At 58.9% G+C, this 23,352-nt stretch carries 22 protein-coding genes and 1 pseudogene; 10 read left to right on the top strand and 13 right to left on the bottom strand.

Annotated elements, in window-relative coordinates:
- Positions 1 to 97 precede the first annotated feature (97 nt).
- Entirely contained in the window at positions 98 to 2,299 is a 2,202-nt protein-coding gene (katG, locus tag BLP23_RS30175; RefSeq protein ID WP_092588384.1) for a catalase/peroxidase HPI, read from the top strand.
- Between the two features lie 146 nt (positions 2,300 to 2,445).
- Here katG and BLP23_RS30170 read toward each other — a convergent pair whose 3' ends face one another.
- Entirely contained in the window at positions 2,446 to 2,844 is a 399-nt protein-coding gene (locus BLP23_RS30170) for an EF-hand domain-containing protein (RefSeq protein WP_092588383.1), read from the bottom strand.
- Positions 2,845 to 3,284: 440 nt separating this feature from the next.
- Here BLP23_RS30170 and BLP23_RS30165 point away from each other — a divergent pair, with 440 nt between their 5' ends.
- Entirely contained in the window at positions 3,285 to 4,832 is a 1,548-nt protein-coding gene (locus tag BLP23_RS30165) for a PAS domain S-box protein (protein ID WP_092588382.1), read from the top strand.
- Between the two features lie 247 nt (positions 4,833 to 5,079).
- On the opposite strand, the gene BLP23_RS30160 is transcribed toward BLP23_RS30165, so the two are convergent.
- Positions 5,080 to 5,541 carry a pyridoxamine 5'-phosphate oxidase family protein gene (locus BLP23_RS30160; RefSeq protein WP_233426866.1) on the bottom strand — a complete coding sequence of 154 codons (462 nt, stop codon included), beginning with the start codon at positions 5,539 to 5,541 and terminating at the stop codon, positions 5,080 to 5,082.
- A gap of 352 nt (positions 5,542 to 5,893) precedes the next feature.
- Here BLP23_RS30160 and BLP23_RS30155 point away from each other — a divergent pair, with 352 nt between their 5' ends.
- Entirely contained in the window at positions 5,894 to 6,355 is a 462-nt protein-coding gene (locus tag BLP23_RS30155; RefSeq protein ID WP_092588380.1) for an NUDIX hydrolase, read from the top strand.
- A gap of 107 nt (positions 6,356 to 6,462) precedes the next feature.
- On the opposite strand, the gene BLP23_RS30150 is transcribed toward BLP23_RS30155, so the two are convergent.
- Entirely contained in the window at positions 6,463 to 7,566 is a 1,104-nt protein-coding gene (locus BLP23_RS30150) for a saccharopine dehydrogenase family protein (RefSeq protein WP_092588379.1), read from the bottom strand.
- A 138-nt stretch (positions 7,567 to 7,704) separates the two neighbouring features.
- Between BLP23_RS30150 and BLP23_RS30145 the strand changes: the two genes are divergently transcribed.
- On the top strand, positions 7,705 to 8,136 hold the full coding sequence (locus tag BLP23_RS30145) for an Lrp/AsnC family transcriptional regulator (RefSeq protein ID WP_092588415.1): 432 nt from the start codon (positions 7,705 to 7,707) through the stop codon (positions 8,134 to 8,136).
- A 35-nt stretch (positions 8,137 to 8,171) separates the two neighbouring features.
- On the opposite strand, the pseudogene BLP23_RS30140 reads toward BLP23_RS30145, so the two are convergent.
- The 5 genes and pseudogenes from BLP23_RS30140 to blh form a co-directional block, all read right to left on the bottom strand.
- A pseudogene (locus BLP23_RS30140) lies at positions 8,172 to 8,308 on the bottom strand (TSUP family transporter); the annotation flags it as partial.
- Between the two features lie 47 nt (positions 8,309 to 8,355).
- Entirely contained in the window at positions 8,356 to 8,787 is a 432-nt protein-coding gene (locus tag BLP23_RS30135) for a DUF6691 family protein (protein ID WP_092588378.1), read from the bottom strand.
- Positions 8,784 to 9,194, bottom strand: a complete 411-nt coding sequence (locus BLP23_RS30130; RefSeq protein WP_092588377.1) for a YeeE/YedE family protein — start codon at positions 9,192 to 9,194, stop codon at positions 8,784 to 8,786. The genes BLP23_RS30135 and BLP23_RS30130 overlap by 4 nt, the downstream gene beginning before the upstream one ends.
- A complete protein-coding gene (gene bigR / locus BLP23_RS30125) occupies positions 9,194 to 9,517 on the bottom strand; it encodes a sulfite-sensing transcriptional repressor BigR (RefSeq protein ID WP_233426865.1) in 324 nt (107 codons plus the stop codon). Before bigR ends, BLP23_RS30130 begins: the two co-directional genes overlap by 1 nt.
- A 5-nt stretch (positions 9,518 to 9,522) precedes the next feature.
- Positions 9,523 to 10,818 (bottom strand): bifunctional sulfur transferase/dioxygenase Blh, encoded by a 1,296-nt coding sequence (blh, locus tag BLP23_RS30120; protein WP_092588375.1) that lies wholly within the window; start codon positions 10,816 to 10,818, stop codon positions 9,523 to 9,525.
- A gap of 233 nt (positions 10,819 to 11,051) precedes the next feature.
- Here blh and BLP23_RS35175 point away from each other — a divergent pair, with 233 nt between their 5' ends.
- Positions 11,052 to 11,366 (top strand): c-type cytochrome, encoded by a 315-nt coding sequence (locus BLP23_RS35175; protein WP_092588374.1) that lies wholly within the window; start codon positions 11,052 to 11,054, stop codon positions 11,364 to 11,366.
- Between the two features lie 335 nt (positions 11,367 to 11,701).
- On the opposite strand, the gene BLP23_RS30110 is transcribed toward BLP23_RS35175, so the two are convergent.
- On the bottom strand, positions 11,702 to 12,535 hold the full coding sequence (locus BLP23_RS30110) for a universal stress protein (RefSeq protein ID WP_092588373.1): 834 nt from the start codon (positions 12,533 to 12,535) through the stop codon (positions 11,702 to 11,704).
- Positions 12,536 to 12,858: 323 nt separating this feature from the next.
- Between BLP23_RS30110 and BLP23_RS30105 the strand changes: the two genes are divergently transcribed.
- The 4 genes from BLP23_RS30105 (at position 12,859) to BLP23_RS30090 (ending at position 16,099) form a co-directional block, all read left to right on the top strand.
- Positions 12,859 to 14,844 carry a heavy metal translocating P-type ATPase gene (locus BLP23_RS30105; protein WP_092588372.1) on the top strand — a complete coding sequence of 662 codons (1,986 nt, stop codon included), beginning with the start codon at positions 12,859 to 12,861 and terminating at the stop codon, positions 14,842 to 14,844.
- The gene (locus BLP23_RS30100; RefSeq protein WP_092588371.1) at positions 14,831 to 15,304 is read left to right on the top strand and encodes a pyridoxamine 5'-phosphate oxidase family protein; all 474 of its coding nucleotides are present in this window, start codon (positions 14,831 to 14,833) and stop codon (positions 15,302 to 15,304) included. The genes BLP23_RS30105 and BLP23_RS30100 overlap by 14 nt, the downstream gene beginning before the upstream one ends.
- 108 nt (positions 15,305 to 15,412) lie before the next feature.
- Positions 15,413 to 15,727 carry a hypothetical protein gene (locus BLP23_RS30095; RefSeq protein WP_139187140.1) on the top strand — a complete coding sequence of 105 codons (315 nt, stop codon included), beginning with the start codon at positions 15,413 to 15,415 and terminating at the stop codon, positions 15,725 to 15,727.
- A 66-nt stretch (positions 15,728 to 15,793) separates the two neighbouring features.
- Positions 15,794 to 16,099, top strand: coding sequence for a hypothetical protein (locus BLP23_RS30090; RefSeq protein WP_092588369.1), 306 nt, complete (start codon positions 15,794 to 15,796; stop codon positions 16,097 to 16,099).
- 103 nt (positions 16,100 to 16,202) lie between these two features.
- On the opposite strand, the gene BLP23_RS30085 is transcribed toward BLP23_RS30090, so the two are convergent.
- Positions 16,203 to 17,024, bottom strand: coding sequence for a universal stress protein (locus tag BLP23_RS30085; protein WP_092588368.1), 822 nt, complete (start codon positions 17,022 to 17,024; stop codon positions 16,203 to 16,205).
- 282 nt (positions 17,025 to 17,306) lie between these two features.
- On the opposite strand from BLP23_RS30085, the gene BLP23_RS30080 reads away from it, so the two are divergent.
- Positions 17,307 to 17,816, top strand: a complete 510-nt coding sequence (locus BLP23_RS30080; RefSeq protein WP_092588367.1) for an Hsp20/alpha crystallin family protein — start codon at positions 17,307 to 17,309, stop codon at positions 17,814 to 17,816.
- A gap of 513 nt (positions 17,817 to 18,329) precedes the next feature.
- Here BLP23_RS30080 and BLP23_RS30075 read toward each other — a convergent pair.
- From BLP23_RS30075 to BLP23_RS30065, 3 genes are all read right to left on the bottom strand, one after another.
- Positions 18,330 to 18,701 carry a hypothetical protein gene (locus BLP23_RS30075; protein WP_092588366.1) on the bottom strand — a complete coding sequence of 124 codons (372 nt, stop codon included), beginning with the start codon at positions 18,699 to 18,701 and terminating at the stop codon, positions 18,330 to 18,332.
- Between the two features lie 119 nt (positions 18,702 to 18,820).
- The gene (locus tag BLP23_RS30070; RefSeq protein ID WP_233426864.1) at positions 18,821 to 21,427 is read right to left on the bottom strand and encodes a bifunctional acetate--CoA ligase family protein/GNAT family N-acetyltransferase; all 2,607 of its coding nucleotides are present in this window, start codon (positions 21,425 to 21,427) and stop codon (positions 18,821 to 18,823) included.
- Positions 21,428 to 21,697: 270 nt separating this feature from the next.
- Positions 21,698 to 23,245 (bottom strand): bifunctional aminoglycoside phosphotransferase/ATP-binding protein, encoded by a 1,548-nt coding sequence (locus BLP23_RS30065; RefSeq protein WP_092588365.1) that lies wholly within the window; start codon positions 23,243 to 23,245, stop codon positions 21,698 to 21,700.
- Between the last annotated feature and the right edge of the window lie 107 nt (positions 23,246 to 23,352).

The raw sequence follows: 23,352 nt of genomic DNA, 5'->3' as shown, positions 1-23,352 counted from the left end.
TGTCTAGATATCCGCAACGCCTAACGTCGTAAGCTCTTTTCCTGCAGGCCGTCTTCCGCTGGGTCACCCAGTACAAGTAATCGCAAGGGATAAAAACATGGATTCAAAAGTCGAGACCGCGGGCAAGTGTCCGGTTGCCCATACACATACGGCCCATGGCGGGCGGTCGAACCGGGACTGGTGGCCGAACCAGCTGAATCTCAAAATTCTTCATCAGAATTCCTCGCTATCCGACCCTATGGGCAAGGGATTCAACTATGCCGAGGAGTTCAAGAAGCTCGACCTGGAAGCCCTGAAGAAGGATCTCTTCGCGCTGATGACTGATTCGCAGGACTGGTGGCCGGCGGACTTCGGTCACTATGGCCCGCTTTTCATACGCATGGCATGGCATAGCGCGGGCACCTACCGTACTGGTGACGGGCGCGGTGGCGCGGGAGCCGGTCAGCAGCGGTTTGCACCGCTCAACAGCTGGCCGGACAATGTCAACCTCGACAAGGCGCGCCGGCTGCTATGGCCGATCAAGCAGAAATACGGCAACAAGATCTCCTGGGCCGACCTCATGATCCTCACCGGCAACGTTGCGCTGGAGTCGATGGGCTTCAAAACGTTCGGCTTCGCCGGCGGTCGCCCGGATGTATGGGAGCCCGAAGAGGACGTGTACTGGGGCGCCGAGGACACCTGGCTTGCCGACAAGCGCTACTCTGGCGAACGAGACCTCGAAAACCCTCTCGCCGCCGTACAAATGGGCCTCATCTACGTCAATCCGGAAGGACCGAACGGCAATCCCGATCCGCTTGCCGCCGCCAGGGACATTCGTGAGACCTTCGCGCGCATGGCCATGAATGATGAAGAGACCGTTGCGCTCATTGCAGGCGGACACACCTTCGGCAAGACGCATGGCGCAGGCGACGCCTCACATGTCGGCGCAGAGCCCGAGGGGGCTGGCATCGAGGAACAGGGCCTCGGCTGGACAAGCACCTTCGGAACGGGCAAGGGCGGTGACACCATCGGCAGCGGTCTCGAAGTCACCTGGACCACGACACCGACGAAATGGAGCAACAACTTCTTCTGGAACCTGTTCGGTTACGAATGGGAACTGACGAAGAGCCCGGCCGGAGCGCATCAGTGGACGCCGAAGCACGGTGCGGGTGCTGCTACCGTACCGGACGCGCACGACAAGTCCAAGCGTCACGCGCCGTCCATGCTGACCACGGACCTTGCCTTGCGCTTCGACCCTGCCTACGAAAAGATTTCGAGGCGCTTCTTCGAAAATCCGGATCAGTTCGCCGATGCATTTGCCCGTGCGTGGTTCAAGCTGACCCACCGCGACATGGGCCCGCGGGCACGCTATCTCGGCCCGGAGGTTCCCGCAGAAGAACTGATCTGGCAGGATCCGGTTCCCGCCGTTGATCACGTCCTGATCGATACGCAGGATATCGCCGATCTCAAGGACAAGATCCTCGCATCGGGACTGCCCATCTCCCAGCTGGTGTCGACCGCCTGGGCTTCGGCTTCGACCTTCCGCGGCTCCGACAAGCGCGGCGGCGCGAATGGCGCGCGCATCCGTCTTGCGCCTCAAAAGGACTGGGAGGTCAATCAGCCGGCCCAGCTGGCAACGGTGCTCGACACCCTTGAAGGCATTCAGAAGGCGTTCAACGATGCCCAGCCTGGCGGCAAGAAGGTGTCGCTTGCAGATCTCATCGTGCTCGGTGGCGCAGCGGCCGTCGAGAAGGCGGCAGCGAACGGCGGTCATCACGTCGAGGTTCCGTTTACACCCGGCCGCACCGACGCGACGCAGGAGCAAACCGATGTGGCCTCCTTTGCCGTTCTCGAACCGATCGCCGATGGGTTCCGCAACTATCAGAAGGGCGAATATTCCATTTCGCCCGAGGAGTTGCTGATCGACAAGGCGCAATTGCTGACGCTGACCGCGCCGGAAATGACGGTTCTTGTCGGCGGCCTGCGTGTGTTGAACGCCAATGCGGGACAGTCCCAGAATGGCGTGTTCACCAAGCGCCCTGAAGCGCTCACCAACGACTTCTTCATCAACCTGCTCGACATGGGCACGGTTTGGAAGGCGGCTCCAGGATCAAAGTATGTGTTCGAGGGTCGCGACCGCAATACGGATGAGCTGAAGTGGACCGGTACTCGTATCGACCTCGTCTTCGGCTCGAATTCTCAGCTTAGGGCGCTTGCCGAGGTTTACGGTCAGAGCGACACGCAAGAGAAGTTCGTGCACGATTTCGTGGCAGCCTGGACGAAGGTGATGGACGCCGATCGCTTCGATCTCGTCGCTTGAGATGACATGCGCTCGGGCGCGGCTGAAGTCCAGCCGCGCCCGAGCGCTAAACAGGGGCAATTGCCTCCGTGCAAATCTGCGCGCCGGCGTGCGCCAATATAGACCCGGACCTCGTGCACGCCTTTGCTGTCGCAGTGGGGCGTTATTTATTGCCGCATGAACCCCTGCATCTCCTCGGGCGTGACCTTGCCGTCCCTGTTCGCATCGACCTTGTCGAAGATCCGCTTGTGGATCGCGGTTACCTCCTCGAAGGAAAGCGCGCCATCTCCATCTGCGTCAGCGATGGCGAACATGATCTTCATCATATGACCACGCATAGGCCCCATCGCCATTCCACCCATCATGCCGGACGGCATCATGTCTCGACCCATCATTCCGCGAGGCATCGTCCCTGGTCCTCCCGGCTGGATCGCCTGGTCCTGACCCGCCCCGTTGGCCGCTTCGGGATGATGAGGGTCTTGCGTCTGCGCGCAAGCGATGCCGCCACCGATGGCCGCAAAAGCGGTCAACAGGGCCGCCATGGTCGACAATTTGAACAGTGACATTGGATGTCTCCTCCTTTGAAGTTGCCCTCCATCAGTGGAGGCTGGGCTTAGAATAAAACGAACACCGAGTTGACGCATTGCGTTGCGTCAAACATCCGGCTGCCCCGTCTCCTTCGCCACGACGAGCCAACTCCAAGATTTCCCCATCTGACAGAACTGAGCGAAACGCCGGCATCGTGCAGGTGAACTGCAACCACTGCGGGGTGAGACATCGGCTACTTCTTAAGACAGCGAGACTTCAGCAACGACCTCATCCTTGCCAGGCGATTGCAACGTGCCCGCCAGCAGGGCTGCCTCGAGGCGAGCATTGATCGACGCTGCAGCTTGTCGGAAAACCGTCCACATCGAAGGCTTTGTCGTAAAAGCTGTTAATTATTGTCTCGATCAACTGGGGAAGTTAAGCTCCGGCTGCTTTTTTTGGAAATTCAGATTGGACCCGAATGGCAGACGACCTCGAACCGTCACTGGCTGGGCAGGCATCGAAGCTTCGGGCAATTTTGCAGTCGGCGCTTGACGCAATTATCACGATTGACAGCCGTGGCCACATAACCACCGTCAACCCTGCGGCCGAAAAGCTGTTCGGCTATGAGCAGTCCGAATTCCTCGGCCGTAATGTCAACTTTCTGATGCCGGAGCCCTATCATCGGGAGCACGACGGATACATCAACAACTATCTCGCGACCGGACGCCGCAAAATCATCGGGATAGGCCGCGAAGTGACCGGACGTCGCCGCGATGGCAGCACGTTTCCAATGCATCTGGCTGTCAGCGAATTTCAGATCGACGGTGAACGCCATTTCACCGGGATTATTCATGACCTGTCGGCGCACAAGGCGACCGAGCGGGCCTTGCGCCAAGCCCAGAAGATGGAGGCCATGGGGCAGCTGACCGGCGGCATCGCCCACGACTTCAACAATCTCTTGACAGTGATCGTCGGCAATCTGGAGATGCTCGAGGCGCGACTAACCACGAAAGACCAGCGCGAACTCGCACAGGAGGCTCTCGATGCCGCCGAACTGGGCGCTCGCCTGACATCTCGACTTCTGGCATTTGCCCGACGCAGTCATCTCGAACCGGAGGTCGTCAATCTGAATACCTTCGTTCTGGGTCTTTCGGAAATGCTCCACCGCACGCTTGGCGAGACAATCTCGCTCAGCACCAGTCTTGCCGCTGACCTTTGGCTCGCCAGGGTGGACCCATCGCAAGTCGAAAGTGCCATCGTCAATCTTGCCGTCAACGCAAGAGACGCCATGCCCAATGGCGGACGGCTCGTGGTCGAGACTCAAAACGCTCGTATCGACGAGCATTTCGCGGTTGACCTCGAGGGCCTTACCCCCGGGGATTATGTCCGGCTGTCTGTCTCCGATACAGGCATCGGCATGCCTCGCGCCGTGCAGGAGAGAGCCTTCGAGCCGTTTTTTACGACCAAGGACACCGGCCGCGGCACCGGTCTTGGTCTCTCGATGATCTACGGCTTTGCCAAGCAATCGGGTGGCCACGCCAGCATCTATAGTGAGGAAGGCAAGGGAACGACCGTCAATATCTATCTGCTGAGGCACGTGATGGCGGACGCGGCAATTGAAGCAAATCCTCCCGATGCGGCTGCCGTGTCTGGTGATGGCGAATGCATTCTTGCCGTGGAGGACGACGACCGTGTTCGCCGCCTCACGGTTGCCCGTCTGAAGCAGCTCGGTTACCGGGTGCTCGAAGCGGAGAACGGGGCGGAGGCGCTTGGCATATTGGCGTCTCATCCCGACATCGACCTGCTGTTTACGGATCTGGTGATGCCCGGTGCGATAGGCGGTTACCAACTCTGTCAGGAAGCCCGAAGACTCTATCCCGGGCTGAAGGCATTGCTCACTTCAGGTTACGCAGAGGAACTGGTCCATTCCAACTGGCTCGGCGGAGAGAATTTGAAAGTGTTGCGCAAGCCCTACCGCCAGGCCGAGCTTGCCAAGGCAATTGGCGAGGCATTGAAAGGCCAATGACGCGAAACCAAGCCTGCCCGCGCGTCGGCATCTTTGCACAGTTGCCATGCGCTTGCTCGGCGCGCCGAGGAGTGCTGGTTTGCCGCGGGATCACCAAGCTCACAGGTCGCAGCGTCTCGTACGGGATGGGCGACTTGGTTGTCGGATCTGAGGTCCAACAGCCTTAAAAAAAGCTTGCAGGCGATGACCGCGACGATACGATCATGGCCATGTCGCGCGGCCATCAACCCATGCGAAAGTCGAGATATCACTGCTGCTCGAGCGGCCGGGCGAACCGGCCGGTGAGCGCTTGAATGTTGATCGCATAGTAGATCGGGCTGGTGTCAGCTTCCGAGCGCATCGCCTCCGGCTTCAGGGCGCCAATTTCCCACCAGTCGTTATGCTTTTGCAGAAGTGACCATGCAAGCATCCGCTGGGCGCGCCATGGCTCGATGTCGGGCAGCTCCTGGAACTTGCCGGTGGCGATGACGCATTTCCAACCCTTGCCTCCGCCCTGTTCCTCGGCCTCAAGGCAGACATTTGGATTGTCCCGCATCCATTCGATCTTCTTGCCCGCCAACGAGAAGCTGTAAATGGTGTTCGCTTCGTAGGCGAAATAGATCGGCACAATGTAGGGACTGGCCTCCCTGCAGCATCCAAGCCGGCCGAAATGTGCTCGCTGCAGCAGCTCAACGCATTGCTTGTTGTTCATTTCATGAATTTCAAACACGCAAACACCTCCCTGTGATCTAAAATAGCGTTCTGCGCCCAGATTGGTAGCGAGCATACGTGCAGGGAAGGTTATCCGGCTCGATGTCGGTCTTGCGCTCGCTTTTGCATCCCTTTGCACCCATCGGAAATTTGATCGTCAGGACGCTATTGTCGGCATGCCGTGTTTCGAGCGACATTTTCTTACTCCTCTGCAGGCAGCTGCAATGGTTGCCCGGTGACAGGAGTATAGGACGATGGCGGAGTGAAACTATGATATTCGTCAAACTGCAATGGTGGAGTTTCAAACTCCGCACAGTCGGATCTTGTAGAGTGCGAGATATTCGCTCCTGCCTCCCAAGGAAGCTCTTGTCATGCCGAAACGTAGCGCAGGCCTTTTGATATTCCGGCAGACCGCCGGATATCCGGAAGTGTTTCTGGTCCATCCCGGTGGGCCGTTCTGGGCGCAGAAGGACGAAGGCGCCTGGTCGATCCCGAAGGGCCTTATGGAGCAAGGTGAGGATCCGCTGGAGGCGGCGAAACGGGAGGTGTTCGAGGAGGTGGGGTCCAAGATCGAAGGCAACTTCACCTGGCTCGGCGAATACCGGCAGCCCGGAGGTAAGACCGTGCTGGCATGGTCAATTGAGGCCAATATCGACGCCGAAGCGATTGTCAGCAACACATTCCAGATCGAATGGCCTCCGAGATCAGGGAAAATGAGAACATTTCCAGAGGTCGATCGAGCCGGATGGTTCCGGCTTGACGAAGCCGAACACAAGATACTGAAAGGTCAGCGACAGGTGCTTCTCGCTTTTGCAGCACGCCTGCAACCCTAGCTGGGCGCCTTTCCAACGGCTCGAGCCAACAGCAACAAGGCGATCATTGCGCGTGAGCAGTTGACGAACCGCAAAACCGGACCCTTCGCTCGCACTTCGCCAGGGTCTCAGACAGCTTCCTTCACTTTTATTGCGTCCGGATGGTAGACCTGCCCGAAACGGTTGTTCAGGAGAGTTGTAAGATCGACTTCCTCTTGGCGGACGAAGCCCTTGCTGGGCAACTTATCATGCGACAAAAGGTCGAGAACGGTGGCAATGCCGGCTGCGGTGGTGATCTGGATCGCACTCATCTTCTTCCCTCCAACAGTCCCAGCATAGACCTTGTTGGCATAAGTCTCCTGCATGTAGCGGCCTTCGCGCCAGCCGCAGACAGTGACGAAAATAACCACGACGTCTTGCATGGTGGCCGGCAGGGCGTTTTCGAACAGATCCTTCAGCACGTCGCGCCGGTTCTTTAGATTGAGGTCGTTGAGCAACGCCTTGATGATCGCCTGATGCCCGGGATATCGAATCGTGCGGTAATTCATGGTGCGTACCTTCCCCTCCAGCGTCTTGGCGAGGGTTCCCAAACCTCCGGAGGTGTTGAAGGCTTCATAGGTTACACCGTCGAGCGAAAACTCTTCCCGCTCCTCCAGGGCTGGCACGGTCACCAGCTTTCCTTCGACGATCGCCTCGCAAGGCTCGATATATTCATTGATTAGCCCATCCGTGCTCCAGGTCAGATTGTAGTTCAGCGCATTGGAAGGATATTGAGGAAGGGCACCCACCCGCATGCGAACACTGTCCAGACTGTCGAAGCGCTTTGCCAGATCGTTGGCAACGATGGAGATGAAGCCGGGCGCCAATCCGCATTGTGGGATGAAAGCCGTTCGTGCGCCTTTGGCCAACGCCTCCACCCTTTTAGTCGTTGCCACGTCCTCCGTCAGGTCGAGATAATGCACGCCGGCTTCCAGGGCAGCCTCGGCCACCAATCCCGTAAGATCAAAGGGTGCAGCGGAAAGAACTGCGAATTTTCCCGTCAGAACAGTGACAAGACTTTCGCGGTCCGAAACGTCGAGGACGACCGTGCAAATCCCGAGGTGACGATCGATACTTGAAAACTGCCTCTCGCTACGGTCAGCCACCAAAACGCGGTAATCGCCTGTCGTTGCAAGCATTGCGGCGACCGCACCACCTATCTTGCCTGCCCCAATGATCACGATTTCCTTCATAGACGTCCCCTGGTCGTTTGCCTTCGATGAACGTAGATGATGGCAACGCAAGACCGAATCATAGCTATGAAACGAGCATTCCGCTGTATATTACTGTGCAAAATGACGATTCGATTGAGCGAAATGTAGATGGGAACGATGCAAATCACAGAGAAGGATCGCGACCTGCTGGCGTTGCTGGCGGAGAATGCCCGCCTGCCGGTAGCGACGCTTGCCAAGCGGCTGTCGCTGTCTCGGACGACGGTCCAAGCACGGCTCGAACGACTGGAGCGGGAAGGTGTGATCGCAGGCTATGGCTTGAGGTTGTCCGAGCGCTACATGGCCGGTCTGGTCCGGGCGCATGTTCTGATCACCATCGCTCCTAAAGCGCTTTCGCAGGTGACCTCGTCCCTTGACAAGATCCCGGAGCTGACGACCCTTCATTCAGTAAGTGGTTCGTTTGATCTGATCGCAATCATTACAGCGCCATCGATCGCCGAACTCGATCAATTGATCGACCAGATCGGAACAATTGACGGCGTTGAACGAACGCTCTCCTCCATTATTCTGTCGACCCGCATCGCACGATGAAAGTGTCGGAGCCCCTATTCGCCAATGCCCGGAAGAGCGAAGTTCGCAAAGACATTGACGGAAGCGGCAAGCCCCCCACTTCCGATCCCCCGTGCGGCTGGGATACTCCCACCACGTAGAGCAAGAGCGGCGTCGCAAGGATCGAACCGCCGCCGCCGAGCAATCCGAGCATGAAGCCCACCAGCGCGCCGGAGCTTACTGCGGAGGCAACCGAATACGTCACGTCTGTCTCCTCAGCAGCCGGTCGTGAGCGGCCATGCCAACCAACATCGCAATGACGAAGCCGAAGGTCCGCGCGTATCCTAAAGGCAAAGCCGCGATCGCCGGGCCAGGGCAGAAACCGCCTAAGCCCCAGCCAAGCCCGAAGGTGGCGGAACCAATGATCAGGGGCGCGTCGATCTTGCGGTTTGTTGGCATGTCGAAGCTGTCGTCGAGGGCAGGCCGACCCATCAGACGGGACAGCCTGACACCCACGAACGCTACGCTGACGGCGCCTCCTAGCACGAAGGCGAGGCTCGGATCCCATGTCCCGAAGACGTCGAGAAATCCCTGCACGCGCGCAGGATCAAGCATGCCCGACAGTGAAAGGCCAAAGCCGAATACGGTTCCAGACATAAGGGCTGCGACAGTTTGAATGGCGATGCGGCTCATAGCCCGAATCCTTTCAGCAATGCCACGGCAACGACACCGGAGGTCAGAAAGGTGATGACAGCGGCTGCCGAACGCGGCGACAGTCGGGCAAGACCGAGAACGCCGTGACCGCTGGTGCAGCCGGAGCCCATGCGCGAGCCGAATCCCACGAGCAGCCCGGCGACGATGATGATCGGCCATATGGCGGAGATCGTGACCGTCGGCCAGTGACCGAAGGCAGCGAGAAAGACAAGCGGACCGAGAACGAGGCCCGCTACGAAGGCGAGGTTGACAGCAACGCCAACGCCCAAGGCTAGTCGGCCGACAATGCCGCTGATCCCGGCGATGCGGCCGTTCAATAAAAGAAGCATCGCGGCCGAAAGCCCGATCAGCATCCCGCCGAGGAGAGACGGAAGGTATGTAGTCATCAGGCCGCCTCCTGACAGAAAATCTCATAGAGCGCGCCGACGAGGCGGGCTGCCTTGTCTGCCGTCAAACGATAGAAAATCTGCTTTCCCTCCCGCCGAGTCTCGACGATCCCGGCTTCGCGCAGCCCCGTCAGGTGTTGGGAGAGATGCGGCTGGTGGATGTCCAGCTTCTGCTCCAGTTCTCCGACCGAATACTCTCGCTCAACGAGCGTACAGACGAGCATCAACCGATTCGGATGCGACAGCGTCTTAAGAAGTCCCGACACTTCCGTCGCACGTGCGCCCATGTCTTCGATCGTCATGTTTTTTGGTTTCACACTCATGACAGTCACCATGCCGCCCCGTTGAGGGCGTCCAGAGGGAGTTTCAGATACCGCTTGCCGTTTGATTCCGGCTCGGGCAGTCGGCCGGCGCGCACATTGACCTGCAGCGCGTGCAGGATGAGCTTCGGCATGGGCAGTGTTTTGTCGCGCTCGGTGCGAAGTTTCACAAAGGCCTCCTCAGACACCCCGGCGAGATGAGAGTTTGCCGTTTTTTGTTCGCCGACCGTACTCTCCCACCGCGGTGCGCGGCCGTCGGGCTGATAGTCGTGTCCGGTGAAGACCCGGGTTTCGTCGGGAAGGGCGAGGATGTCCTGGATGGACCTCCACAACATGCGTGCGTCGCCGCCAGGGAAGTCGGCTCGAGCCGTTCCGCTGTCCGGCATGAAGATGGTGTCATGGACGAAGGCGGCATCGCCGATCACATAGGTGACGGAAGCAAGCGTGTGCCCCGGCGAAAACATCACGTTGGCGTCGATCGAGCCAACCTTAAAGGTTTCGCCGCTTGCAAACAGCCGATCCCATTGGGAACCATCCGTCTTGAGTTCGGGCCAGTTGTAGATGTCCTTCCACAGCTCCTGGACGTCGACGACGCGTTCTCCGATCGCCGTCGGCGCGCCCGTCTTTTCCTTCAGGTACCGGGCGGCGGAAAAATGGTCGGCATGCGGATGGGTGTCGAGGATCCATTCCACCGAAAAACCGTTCTTGTGCACGTATTCAAGGATGGCGTCGGCACTATGCGTCGCCGTCGCGCCCGCCTTCTCGTCGAAGTCGAGCACGGGGTCGATGATCGCGCACGCTCCGGTCTCGGGATCCGACACAACATATTGTATGCTCCATGTCCGCTTGTCGAAGAAACCCTTGACTTGCGGGCGCGATGCAGCTCGCTTCTCGACCCAATTGGCGGCGGCCGATAGGTCGAATCCGTTCTTCTGACCGAACGGTAGCACATCTTCCGGCTTCATCCGCCCGTCTAGAACTTCGCCGAGCGCATAGAGAAGAAGCGCGCGCGTTCCCGACTTGCTGTGGGCAACGACCGGCCCCACTGAATCGTTCAGTGCCTTCTGGAAGGCACCGATGTCTGCCTCGGTGACGGTCGCCATGGTGATCGGTATGTAGGAATAAGACATGTTCGAATGGGCGGCGGCCCGTTCCTCAGCAGCAGTTCCGGGCTGGCCGGCCTCCTCCTTGTCCGGGCGCGCGTTGATGAGGGTTGTAAACCCCTGGTCGCGCAAGGACTGAAAGTCGCCAATATCAGGCTGCGGCATCACGCAAAGCATGTCGGAGATTTTAGAGATCGTCATAGAGTGACTCGTGTTGCATTATTATATAATTAAACATAATGTATATTGAATGGATCATCAAGCCCGCGGGCCGGAACTTTTGCGACCAAGCGAAGTTCCCACGAAAAGAAGGACGACATGGTTGCAACTGCACTCACAGGTGACGAAGCCATCGCCAATCATGCGTACGCACGGGGGCCGGTGAGCAAATCATATCGTCGTCTCAACAGAAAAGATCCAAAAGGGATATTGCGATGCGAACAGCGACCGTCGCAGTCATTGCCGGCATCCTTGCAACAGTCTCGGCAGCGCGGGCACAGGATATTCTGCACGGGCGCCGGCTCGCGCTTGAGGTATGCGCAACATGCCATGCCGTCCTTGTGGGTCAAACTCGATCCCCTGTTGCCGAGGCGCCCAGCTTCGAAGCGGTGGCTGGGACACCGGGAATGACCGCCATGGCACTTAACGTTTGGCTCACGGCCCAAAGTCATCCAACCATGCCGAACATAATACTCTCGCAGACCGATGTTCAGGACGTGTCGGCCTATATCCTAAGCTTGGCGGAATAGAGATCCGTTTGATAGAACCGCAACATGACCGCGAAGCGGAACGCCGCCGCCTGTGCGGGAGTATTGCAACGACGGCGCTAACGTTAGAAATAGTTAACGCGATCGTTTGGCCACTTCCGGATAAGTATCGATGTGCTTACGAGGTTGGAGTCCTTGCAAAAGCTGCCACCGCGTGGAAGCGCGACACCACAGGACAGTCAGCGCCTGTCCGAGCGCTGGTGATCGATCGACAACCGCCCAAGGCCGCCGGCAGAGCGCGGCAGACCTTTTTGGGATCGCCGTCATTGCAGACGCCGTAACACAGCCGTTTCCGCCATCGGAACGGTGTGTGTCTATCAATGTGACATGAGCACAGGCAAAAGAGGCTCTTCCAAGACGCCGTCGGTTGCTCCACCGAGGACAAACTCTCGCAATCTCGAATGTCCGAATCCCCCCATGACCAGCATATCAGCACCCAGCTCGAGCGCGGCCCGTTGAATGCTTGCGCCGATCGATGACGAAGTAGCCGGGGCAACGGTTGCGCCTGCATTGATCCCGCTGGAGACCAGGATTTCAGCGAGGCGCGCTCCGCTTGTTTCCGGCAGCGGCTTTTCGCCGGTCAAAGACAGTACCGAAACCCGTCGGGCTTTGCGGATGAAGGGGCCGGCATCGTTGACTGCCCGGGCGGCGGCCCGGCTTCCGTCCCAAGCTATGACCAGATGATCAATCGGGCCGGCAAAGGTCCTGTTGGGAAAGATGACAGCTGGCCGGCCAGAGCCGAATATCACTGCTTCAGCGATACTGCGCGTATCGGGAACCTCCGCAACACATTCGAGAATAGTCAAATCGAAAAAACGCGCTTCTGTTGCCGCTGTCTCATGCAGAAAGGGCAAGCTCGCTTTTACCTCTCTTGCCCAAAGTCCAATATCGGCGTTTGCTCCAAGGTTCGTCGCGGCTGCCATCAGCGTTGCCGCGCGATCGCGGCTCAATATCTCTGCCTGCTCGATCATCTTTGGGGTATCCAACAGCAAGGAAGACCATGCGTTGGGGATGTGCGGAATCTCGATCCTTATCGCACACACATCAAGATTTGCGCCGCAGGACGAGGCAAAGGTTACAGCGTTCGAAACGATCAGTCCGGAACTTGAATCGGGATAGGTCGCCAGCGGAAGAAAATACTGTGCAGTCATGTCTTGGTCCTCCTCTCACGGCTTTGCTGCCGTTCAGTTCATTTTCTCTGTTTGCGGCAGCTCCGGCATTGATGTAGCGCAAATGCGTGCGCCAACGAGCTCACTCACTCCGCAACGCACATGCTTCATCTGATAGACGGTCAATAAGCGCCTGACTTGGCGTCGAATATCACCCTCGGGTTCATCATCTGATCCCGATTTTCGTGCGGTGTTGAGACAGATCAATGCGGCGCCTGATGCAGCAGCTTTGATCAAGTCGTCGATCAAGGCCTAGTACACAACGCCGCGCTTTCGCGCGCATGCCACGGTGGTGGAAGCGGATCATGACGGTGAACGCAGCGACCGGACCGATAGCCTTTCTCTCCAAAGCCCGCCGCATGTGGCTGCCGCTAGTTGCGGTTTTCGGGCTTTCGGCGGGGCTGATCTTTACGCTAGCGAAGGATCCGGCCAATGCCCGGCTTGTATGGACGATCGCCACCATGCCGGTCCTCGGCGCGCTGTTGTGGCAGACGTTCCGGTCTCTCCATCGCGGCGATTTCGGGCTGGACATCCTAGCCGCACTGTCGATGGCATTCGCCCTTTCATTCGGCGAATCCCTTGCCGCCAATGTCGTTGCTCTGATGTATGCCGGCGGCCAGATGCTGGAAGCATACGCGTCCCAGCGCGCTGCCCGCGAGATGACGGCGTTGCTGGGCCGCGTTGCCCAGACGGCCTTTCGATACGAAGACGGCCGTCTGCAGGAGGTCCCAATTGCAGACATCAAGGCCGGCGACCGCCTTATGGTGCGTCAAGGCGAGGTTCTGCCGGTCGACGGAATCGTCGTCACAGATGATGCCCTTCTCGATGAGTCTGCGTTGACCGGCGAAGCGCTCCCGCGAAAACATGGTATCGATGACGAAGTCCTGAGCGGCAGCACGTCGGTCGGAGGCGTCTTTGATATCAGGGCAATTCGCTCGGCATCCGAAAGCACATACGCCGCGATCATCCGTCTTGTCGAAGCCGCACAGAAGAGCAGGGCGCCCATGTCTCGCCTTGCAGATCGCTACGGGTTGGTATTTCTCGCTGTCAGTGTGTCTTTGGCTCTGGCGGCGTGGTTCCTTTCCAATGAACCACGCCGGGCCCTTGCGGTTCTTGTCATAGCCACTCCCTGTCCGCTGATCCTCGCCGTTCCCGTCGCCATCATGTCGGGCATCTCACGTTGCGCTGCCATCGGATGCCTCGTGAAAGATGGCGGCGTCCTGGAAGCTTTAAGCCGCGTGCGCGTCGCCATTCTGGACAAGACGGGTACACTCACCCACGGTGCGGCGGTCATTGTCGCTATAAAAAATGCCGAGTGGATCGACGAGAACGAATTGCTTCGTCTCGCCGCATCGCTCGATCAGGCCTCTGGCCACGTCATGGCTGCAGCACTCATCGCGGCTGCGCGTGAACGCGACCTGAACCTTGTGCCGCCAGGCAATGTCACGGAATCCCCTGGAGCAGGGATCGAAGGAACTGTCGGCCGGCATCGCGTGATCGTCGGCGGCAGCGGTTTCGTGGAGCACCGGGTGCTGAAGGGCAGTCCGCGCGCATTTCTATCCGGGCGCCGTACGGGCGAGGTCGTAGTGGCCGTTGCAGTCGATGGCGTTGCGGCAGGGCTGATCGTTATGGCAGATCCTGTGCGCCCGGAAGCAGTGACCGTGCTTCGAAAACTGCGCGATGCGGGGATCGTAAGAATAATTCTGGCTTCGGGAGACAGATCAGAGGTCACCAGGGATGTCGGCGAAGCACTTGGCATCGAGGAGATTCTTGGTGAGCAAAGCCCTGCTTCAAAGGTAGAATGCGTTAAATCCGCCCGGCGTTTCGGCCCTGTAATGATGGTTGGCGACGGTATCAATGATGCCCCCGCACTTGCCGCAGCCGACGTCGGTGTCGCGCTGGGTGCGCGGGGAGCGGCCGCATCCTCGGAGGCCGCCGGCGTTGTTCTGCTCGTGGACCGCCTCGAACCTCTGGCTGACGCGCTCACCGTCGCCCAAAGGGCGGTCGTCATTGCACGCCAGAGCGTGATCGTCGGGCTCGGGCTTTCAATCGCCGGGATGATTGCAGCTGCCTGTGGATTTCTTCTGCCCCTGCAGGGCGCCTTGCTGCAGGAGGCAATCGATGTCGCCGTGATCCTCAACGCCTTGCGAGCGCTGCGGCCTACAGGATCGAAAGCCGAATACGGCCGTCACATTCCGTGGTTTCGCGCATTTGACACGGATCAACGTGCGCAGCGCAACGGGAGGACATCGTGCCTGTCTGAAAAAGGAGACTTCAATGATCATCACTGAGATGAAATGGCAGGAATGCGTAGATTTCCTCTCCAGCCACCGCCTTGGCAGACTGGCATGTACGAAGGACAACTGGGCATATGTCGTGCCCATACACTATGCGTTTGCTGGAAACTGGTTTTACGGCTTCTCGTTGCCTGGTCAGAAGGTGGAGTGGATACGGGACAATCCGCATGTCTGCATCGAGGTCGATGAATTCCAGGACGATCGCCACTGGGCGAGCGTCATTGCGCGGGGGACATACCAGGAGCTACCTGACACCGAAGAGTGGCACGACGAGCGAATGCGCGCCTGGGCGGCCCTTCAAGACCACAACGACTGGTGGGAGCCGGGTGGGTCAAAACCGCAATCCCGCGAACTTGAAGTCATGCCTACCGTCGTGTTCTTTCGCGTGATCGTGCAGGAACTGACGGGAAGAAAAGCAATTGGTGACGCGTGGAAGCCGGAAAAGGTGGCATGATCGCTGGACCTGTCTATCCCCGGCATGATTCTTGTCTGGTTGATGCGGATCAAAGCGGCTGGCGGAGTTTCCGCAGACTATACGAATGTCTTTACAAAGGATCTGACCATGCTCAGGGCCAAACGCGACCGCCTTGGAGGTGAACCCGGCAAGGCAATCCCCTCGCTCGGCGAAATCGAAGGCCGAATGATGATCCTCGAGCTTGTCGCTGTGACGGCGCTCACACGTCTTCTTCGCCTTCATGATCCGCAAGAGCGATCTGCCCTGATGGAAGCGCTGCGGCATGCCGTCGACCGCAAGTGCCGCGATGCCAAGCTGAGTGGAGCCGATATCTCCTCGGCCGAGAAATATGCGGAGGAGTTGCTGAAGAGCGCGCAGGAGCAGGCCGAGGATCTCGATGCAATTCGCGACGCTTCAACTTAAAACAAAGAGAGACCGGCTTGCGGCGAGGCTCGGGACATCGTGACAACGAGGCAAAGGAGCGTATCAATGACGATCGGTCCAAATTGCTCGCGGACTGGCGAGGCATTGCTTGCCGGGGCAGGGTGTCCTGTGCCGCATCACTGCGACTGCGACCTCACGCTCGACAGGATAGCGGTCGATCGATGGGAAATTTCAATCCGCTCGCCCCGCGCCGATGCCTGGGTGCGTAAGGAACTATGCGAACCTCTCGGTCATTGTCTCGGCGGCAGCATCGTTGTCGACGTCTTGAGCGCCGATCGATTTATCAAAAATGCACGCGCTCAAGGCTTTCGCATTGAGTTCGTGGGGCTTGGCGGCAAGGATCTCCTTTAAGAAGGCTCAGGCCGTCAGCGGATCGAGCAACCGACAGTGAACTCGGCCCGGCCCCTATCGGCCCGCCTGGTTCTGTCTTGACTGCCAAGCGGAGGCCTGACGTTCAATGGCATAGGAGAACCGGTACTTCTAGGCCGTTAAGCAGCGATCGTGTCACGCCCCCCAGAATGAGTTCGCGCAGTCTTGAGTGGCCAAAGCCTCCAGTGATCAGCAAGTCTGCTCGCGATTCAGCGGCGACGGATTGTATTTTGGCTGCTACGGGTGTCCCTTGCGATTGCGCATCGACGATCTCGACAGCAAGGCCGCCAGCGCGGATGAGTGTCGCGAAGCGATCGCGAAGGTCGGCGTCTATCGCCTTGTCGTCCGTGACCGAGATGAGCACAGCTTTGGAAGCGTTGTCCAAGAACGCGCGCGCGCCGGTCAGCGCCCGCGCCAATGTCGCGCTGCCGTCCCAGGCGATTGCGACCGTATCGATTCGTCCGCAACAATTGTCTGCCGGGAACAACAGTAGCGGTCGCCCGCTCTGAAACAGAACGCGTTCGATGACGGAACTGGTGATTGGCGAGGTTTCCATGATCGAGAGGTCGTAAATACGCGAGATCTCGGCAATCCTGTCGCCGACGAGCGGCTCGGTCGCCTCAAATGATGAAATCGCCGCTGCCTGGTCGGCCTTATGGGCATAATCTCGCACGGTTTCGATCAGTGCGGTAGCGCAAGCGCGGCTGGAGCGCTCTGCGTCAGCGCTCATTTTATCGACATCGACGATGGGTGGAAATGGCGGAGACACCCTCGGAATCTTGACCTCGAACACGCTGACATGAAGCTGCGCTTCCTGGCGCCGTGCAAAGTCGATGGCATTCTGGATCAGAGCAAAAGAGCTGGGGTCGGGATAGGTGAGCAAAGGCAGGTGGAACTGAACTCTCATGACGTATCTCCTCATCTCGGTTGTAGGCTGGAAGGCTATCCGAATGACTCATGCTCGCGTTGATCTTGCGCAAATGACGTTGGCTAGGTTCGCAATTGCTCCGTCCACCAAAAGGGTCCTGTGCCCGGCACGAAATTCGCAAAGCATGGCCCGCGTGATTGATGCTGATCAATGTGCCGCCTGGCGGTTGGTTTATGAAGAGCCTGCGTCTTACGAAGACGAGAAAGTGGCCGCCGATGAGGAATGCTTTTTTGCGGTCACCGTAACGATGAGGAGAAAGCCATGGCCAATATGGCAACCAAGCTCCCTGCGAGCACGGACAAGAGTGTCACACCCACGACACCAAGATGGTCACCCTTTGAAAGCCTCAGGTCGGAGATCGATCGGGTTTTCAACGAGTTCAATCCGGGGTTCTTCGATCGGACATCATTTTCCCGCTTGCCAGCCGCCTACACGCGCGGTGTCCCCGCGATCGATTTCGCCGAAACCGACAATGCCTATGAGCTCACCGCCGAGCTGCCGGGCATCGAAGCAAACGAGCTCGATGTGACGCTGACAAACGGCATACTGACCATCAAAGGCGAGAAGCAGGAAAGTAAAGAGCAGACGGAAAAGGAATACTTCCTTTCCGAACGCCGCTATGGCTCCTTCGAGCGTAGCCTCCAGCTCCCCGATGGTGTCGATGCAGATAAGATAGATGCGTCGTTTGCGAACGGTATCCTGAAGGTCGTCCTTGCGAAGACGCCAGGCGCGCAGCAGAACGGCAAAAAAATCTCGATCAAGGCAACTTGAATGCGCAGGGCGCATCCGCCGGCTCAGTCTCGATGGGACTGAATCTGGGGGCCGGCGGGAAAGGGAGGGGCAACCGGGGAACCCCTCCCTTTCGTGTTGTGCGCCGGCATTGCGTGCGGTGAGAGCACCGCTTTGGCCGGGATGGAATCCGGCCATGACTTGAGGCGAGAGTCCTCTGCGTGGTCCTGGTGATGGGAACCGATAGCTGAACGGCTAGGAGGGACAGCCGAAAGCTCCCGCCTATGCGATCGGCCGACAAGCGAGAATGGCTCCTCAACCAGTGTCCTCATGGCATCCTTGTTGACGTGTACGAGCTGTGGCAACCGTCCTTGTCTTGCCGGAAGAAGCGAATCCGCTGCAGGCGATCGTCGCCGACCTCCCTGCCGCCCGCCGGCCGCCGATGAAGTACTTCTTCACGAGAAGATGCACGAGCCGATCTTCACGGCGCAGAGGCCAGGGAGAGCAAGGCCGCAACGCGAAGCTGGCAGATGACGGACGGACCCATTGCAGGCGTCAGGGAGCAACCGAACTGGCGGCGATGTCCTCGATCGTTCGCAAAGCCTCGACGTGTGCGATTGTCGCGGTCTCGTTTGCAGTCTTTGCCGCAACGGCAAAGATGCGGCTGGTTTCGCGTGCATAGTCCGTGATCATTTGTGTTGAGAAATCATTGATAAGGTCTGATGCGTCACGCACCGCCTGAGGGTTTGCGAGGGCGCTGGCGAATATGACGTCCTTGTAAATGCGATCTAGCCAGAACGAGAGGCCCTCGATCTGATACCGAAGCGCCGCGCCGGCAAACTCCGCCTGAAACTTCGTGCCTGCCAAAATGGCAGCACCGAATGGGCTGAATTGCAAGAATGGAAGTGACATCTGCAGGCTGGTCATGTGCGGCCTCCGCGGTTATTCAAATGATTGAGCTACGCCATCTCTTCGTCTTCGTCCTTGATCTCGCTCAAGGTGGATTGGGAAATGACCGTCGCAGTTTATGGCCTCCCGTGTTTGCATCACGCTTGGACCACACCTCTTGCCGCATTCGGACCGTCAAGCGCGATGCGCACTTGTTTCAGCCCGGCATCGCACGTTGAGGTCGCCACCTGAAATCCAAGCTTGCGGCACAGCCCGAGCATCTTTTCGTTGCCGCGTAGAACGGTGCCACGGACCTCCGTCAGACCTTCAGCACGCGCAAACATCAGGAGCTGTTGCAAGAGCGCCGTTCCCAAGCCGATGCGCTGTTGGTCGCTCCTGACAAGCAGTCCGTACTCGCCCCACTCCCGCCCTGCATCGATCACGAGACGCGAAACGCCCGCAAGCTGCCCTGCCGGATCGATCGCCACGAAGGCCATCTCCCGCTCATAGTCGATATGTGTCATGCGGACGATTGCCGCCTCGGAAAGCCTGGCCTGCCCAAAAAAACGCATCCGCAAATCGTCTGCCGTTGTCTGCTCCAGCAGCCCCGCATATAGCTCGGCGTCCAATGGAAGGATCGGGCGCAAGGAGAAGCATTGCCCGCTCAAGGTGACGTCGCGGCTCCACCCGGCCGGATATGGCCTGATCACCAGGTTCCGGTTCGGCGCTGGTTCCCGCAATCTGGATGGATCGATCTCGATGCGGGCGTCGAGGGCGATGATTGTTCGAGATCCGGCGACCAGCGGATTGATATCGACAGCACGAACGAACGGAAAATCGACCGCCATCTGCGACAGCGCGAGAAGCACTTTTTTGATGGCCTCACGATCTGCGGCCGGAATGTGACGAAAGCCTTGCAACAGCCGGTCGATGCGGGTGGCTTTGATCAGATCGTCTGCCAGGCCGTCATCAAGAGGCGGTAGGCCCGTGGCGATGTCGTCGGTCTGCTCGACTGCAATGCCTCCAGCCCCGAACACGATGGCTGGCCCAAATACGGCATCAGCCGAAAGTCCCGCCAGAAGTTCGAACCCATTGTCGACCTTGACCATCGGCTGGAGGACATATCCGTCGATCTGGTCGGCAAAACCTGCCGTCGTTGCCGCTGCTTTCATTTTACGGGCGGCCCGGCGCACCTCGGCCGTGCTTGTGAGATTCAAGGCGACGCCACCAATGTCCGATTTATGGGTAATTTTCCGCGACAGGATCTTCAAGACGATGGCTCGATGGTGCCGCAACATTCTCGTCGCAAGGTTGTCGACGGCCGCGATCGTTTCAGCAACGAGATGTTCGGGAACTGGAATCCCGTAAGCCCTAAGCACGCCTTTTGCTTCGATCTCTGTCAGCATAGCCCTCCCCTCGCTCGCCGCTTCCTCAAATATGCCGAAAGCTGCATTTCGATCGAAGCTGATCTCTTTGGTGGTCGAACCCGCAATGTGCGTGAGTTGCTCCTTGCGCCGGCCCCACTGGGCGAGAATATGAAGGGCGGCTATCGCGTCGTCGGGCATTTCATGGTCGGAGATGCCAGCACCGCGCAGAATCTGGCGGCCGCCCCTGGCCGCTTTCCCGCCCAGGAAGCAGGTGAGCAGCGGCTTTCCGGCCAATGTGCCCTCCTGCACTATGCCTGCAACCGCCAGGGCGGTCGCAGCCGGCGGCGCAGCCTGTACCGGGCAATGCAAGGCAAGAATGGCATCCACCCCGCTATCGGCCGCGGTCGTCCTGACTGCTGCAGCGTAGCGGTCGGGTGTTGCATCGCCCGCGACATCGACGGGATTGCTCCTGGACCATCCGCCCGGGAGCAGCCGGTCGAGATCGGCCACCGTTTCTGCCGTCAATGATGCAAGCACCTCGCTCTTGTCGAGAAGGCTGTCGACCGCAAGCACACCAGCTCCACCGCCATTGGTAACGATGGCGATATGCGCAGGCGAGAGCGGCGGGAAGCGCGCGGTGATCTCGGCTGCGGCAAACAGCTCCGAAAGCGTCATGACCCGAATGATCCCGGCCCTTTTCAGGACCGCATCAAGAATGCGGTTGTTGCTGGCGAGCGCACCAGTGTGGGTCGCCGCTGCCGCAGCAGCAGCCTTATGGCGGCCCGGGACGATGGCGATCAACGGCTTCAGGCGCCCCGCCGCACGCGCGGCAGAGATGAACTTCCTCGGATTAACGATGGATTCCAGATATATGATGATTGCAGACGTGTCGTGATCGGTCGCCAGGAGATCAATCGCATCGCCAATATCGACATCGATCATATCGCCAAGCGAAATGACCTTTGAAAAACCGATATCGTGATCGGCTGCCCAATCAAGAAGAGAGCTTACGATAGCGCCGGATTGGGATAGCAGCCCAATGTTGCCGCGGCTGGCACCTGTGAGCACGAAGCTTGCATTGAGATTTGCCGTCGGCAGGATCAAGCCAACGACGTTTGGCCCGAAGAGCCGCAAGCCGTAAGGTTTGCTCGCCTCAAGCGCGGCTTGCCTGAGACCGTTCTTGTCCGACAGTCCTGCGCTGACAAGAACCGCGATCTTCGTTCCCTTCTCTCCCAAATGGTGAAGAAGCGACGGGATCGTCGGCGCCGGTGTCGCAACAATTGCGATGTCGGGCGCGGCAGGCAATGCAGAGACGCTTGGATAGCAGCTTTGCTCGAGAATTTGCGGGTGCTTCGGGTTGACCGGCCAGATGTCACCGGCAAATCCTGCGCAGCACATTGTCCAGAATCTTTGAACCGATCGCGTCCGGCCGCGTAGAGGCGCCGATAATGGCAATCGATCGAGGGTGAAGCAGCGGCGCAAGGTTCTTGATCGACATTCGGCGCCCTTTCACCTTGAGCGGCAGACGGTTTTGGCTTGCGAGCCTTGACGGCCGCGCGAGCCACGCTGAAACGCACGGGCTCGACCTTAGCGCTGCGATAGCGGCTGGCTTTGATTCGCATCAAATCTCTAGGTCACGACTGCCGCATTGCAGGCGGTTCGGAAATTTCAAGTTCCTGCCGTGGCCGGCTCATCGGACATCGATTCCGCAAGAATCTCGTCGCAGATGAGGTCAGCGCTTTTGGAGGCATCGATCTTGCGCCAGGCGAGGTCATCAACCCGGCGTGAAAGCTGCATCACAAGGACCTCGAGCCTCGCATCCGAAGGACCACCTCGCCGGTCCTCCACGCGTTTCCATAACAAGGCAGGTTCAGCATCGAGCCAGAACCCGCTGAAACGGATGCTTCGCCGACGCGCGGGTGTCTCGATGGCAGCCCGATGCCCGGCGTCGTCGAAGACGGCATCGGCCACGACGCATCCGCCGTCGGAAAGAATGGCGTCCGTCCGCAGGACCATTTCCGTATATACGCGCTGGGACACCTCTCGGCGGTAGGCCGCCTTCGGAAGGCGCGTTTCCGCAGGAACGCCGTGCATGGCCTTGCGCAGGCGGTCGCTTTCGATGATGCGCGCGCCAGGCGCCGTGCCGATGTGGGGTGCAAGGCGTTCAGCCACCGTTGTCTTGCCGGAGCCACTCAGCCCGCCGAGTGCGATCAGCCGTGGAGGCTGCGCTCCCAGCAGCTCTTGCGCCAACGCGAAATAGGAACGGGCTTCGGCGCGCAGCACGTCGATATTCTCCTTTGCAGTTTCCGCTTGCGTTGCCGTCACGTGAGCCCTGACCGCAGCGCGGACCGCCAGGAAGAAAGGCAAGAGCGTGAAGCCATCCTCATTGTCGGACTCGTCGAAATACCGGTTAGCAACCAGATTGGCATGATGACGATGGCCTCGGTGCCAAAGGTCCATGAGCAGAAAGGCAAGGTCGTAAAGGACGTCGACGGTGGCGATAGCATCGTTGAATTCGATGCAATCAAACAGGCGCGGCTCGCCGTCGAGAAGGCAAATATTGCGTAGATGCAGATCGCCGTGGCATCGCCTTATACGTCCCGTCGCACCTCGCGTCCGCAATCGATCCGCATGCCGTTCAAGCGCGCGTCGAAAAAGCCAGTCAAGGGAAACTATCTCGTCTTCGGTAAAGAGCGTGCTGGTCGCAAATCCCGCCCTGTTGACGCTCAGGACCGCCTCCATCTCGGCCACACCATCCTTGCCTTGCGTGACAATCGCATCTTGATGGTAGCGTACAATCATTCGCGCTGTCGACGTCATCAAATCGTCGGTCAGCTTGTCGGCTGCCGCAAGCCTGTCGAATAAGAGATCCTGGTCGAAGCGGGTCATCTCGACGACGGCGTCAATGCATGTGCCGTCTTTTGCGAAACAGACGGCGCCGTCTTTGTCCCTTGAGAGGGTCTTGACGCCGAGATAGAGGCCGGGCGCCGTCAGTCTGTTCAGCTCCACCTCCTTTTGGCAGGCATTCAAACGCAGGGCTGCGGTCGAGAAATCAACATAAGGGAGCTTCACCGCTTTCTTCATTTTGTAGGCGCGCGGACCTGCCAGAAAAATCCGCGAGATATGCGTTTCGATCACATCAACCGGCACGCTGAGACCGTACGATTTCGGATCGCTTAGGAAGGCTATTGCCTCCCGCTGATCGTCGAGACCCATTGCTATCTCCGTTTTTTAGCCGTTCATCCGGATGGCGCAGCCGCTGACAGTGGTAAAGAGCTCCCTCGCCCTTGATGAAGTCCGCAGAAGAATATCAAAGCATGCCG

Origin of the sequence: Rhizobium mongolense subsp. loessense, from assembly GCF_900099775.1 — a bacterium.
Taxonomy (GTDB): Bacteria; Pseudomonadota; Alphaproteobacteria; order Rhizobiales; family Rhizobiaceae; genus Rhizobium; species Rhizobium loessense.
Note: the sequence above shows the minus strand (reverse complement) of the source record. Positions and strands in the feature narration are given on the sequence as shown.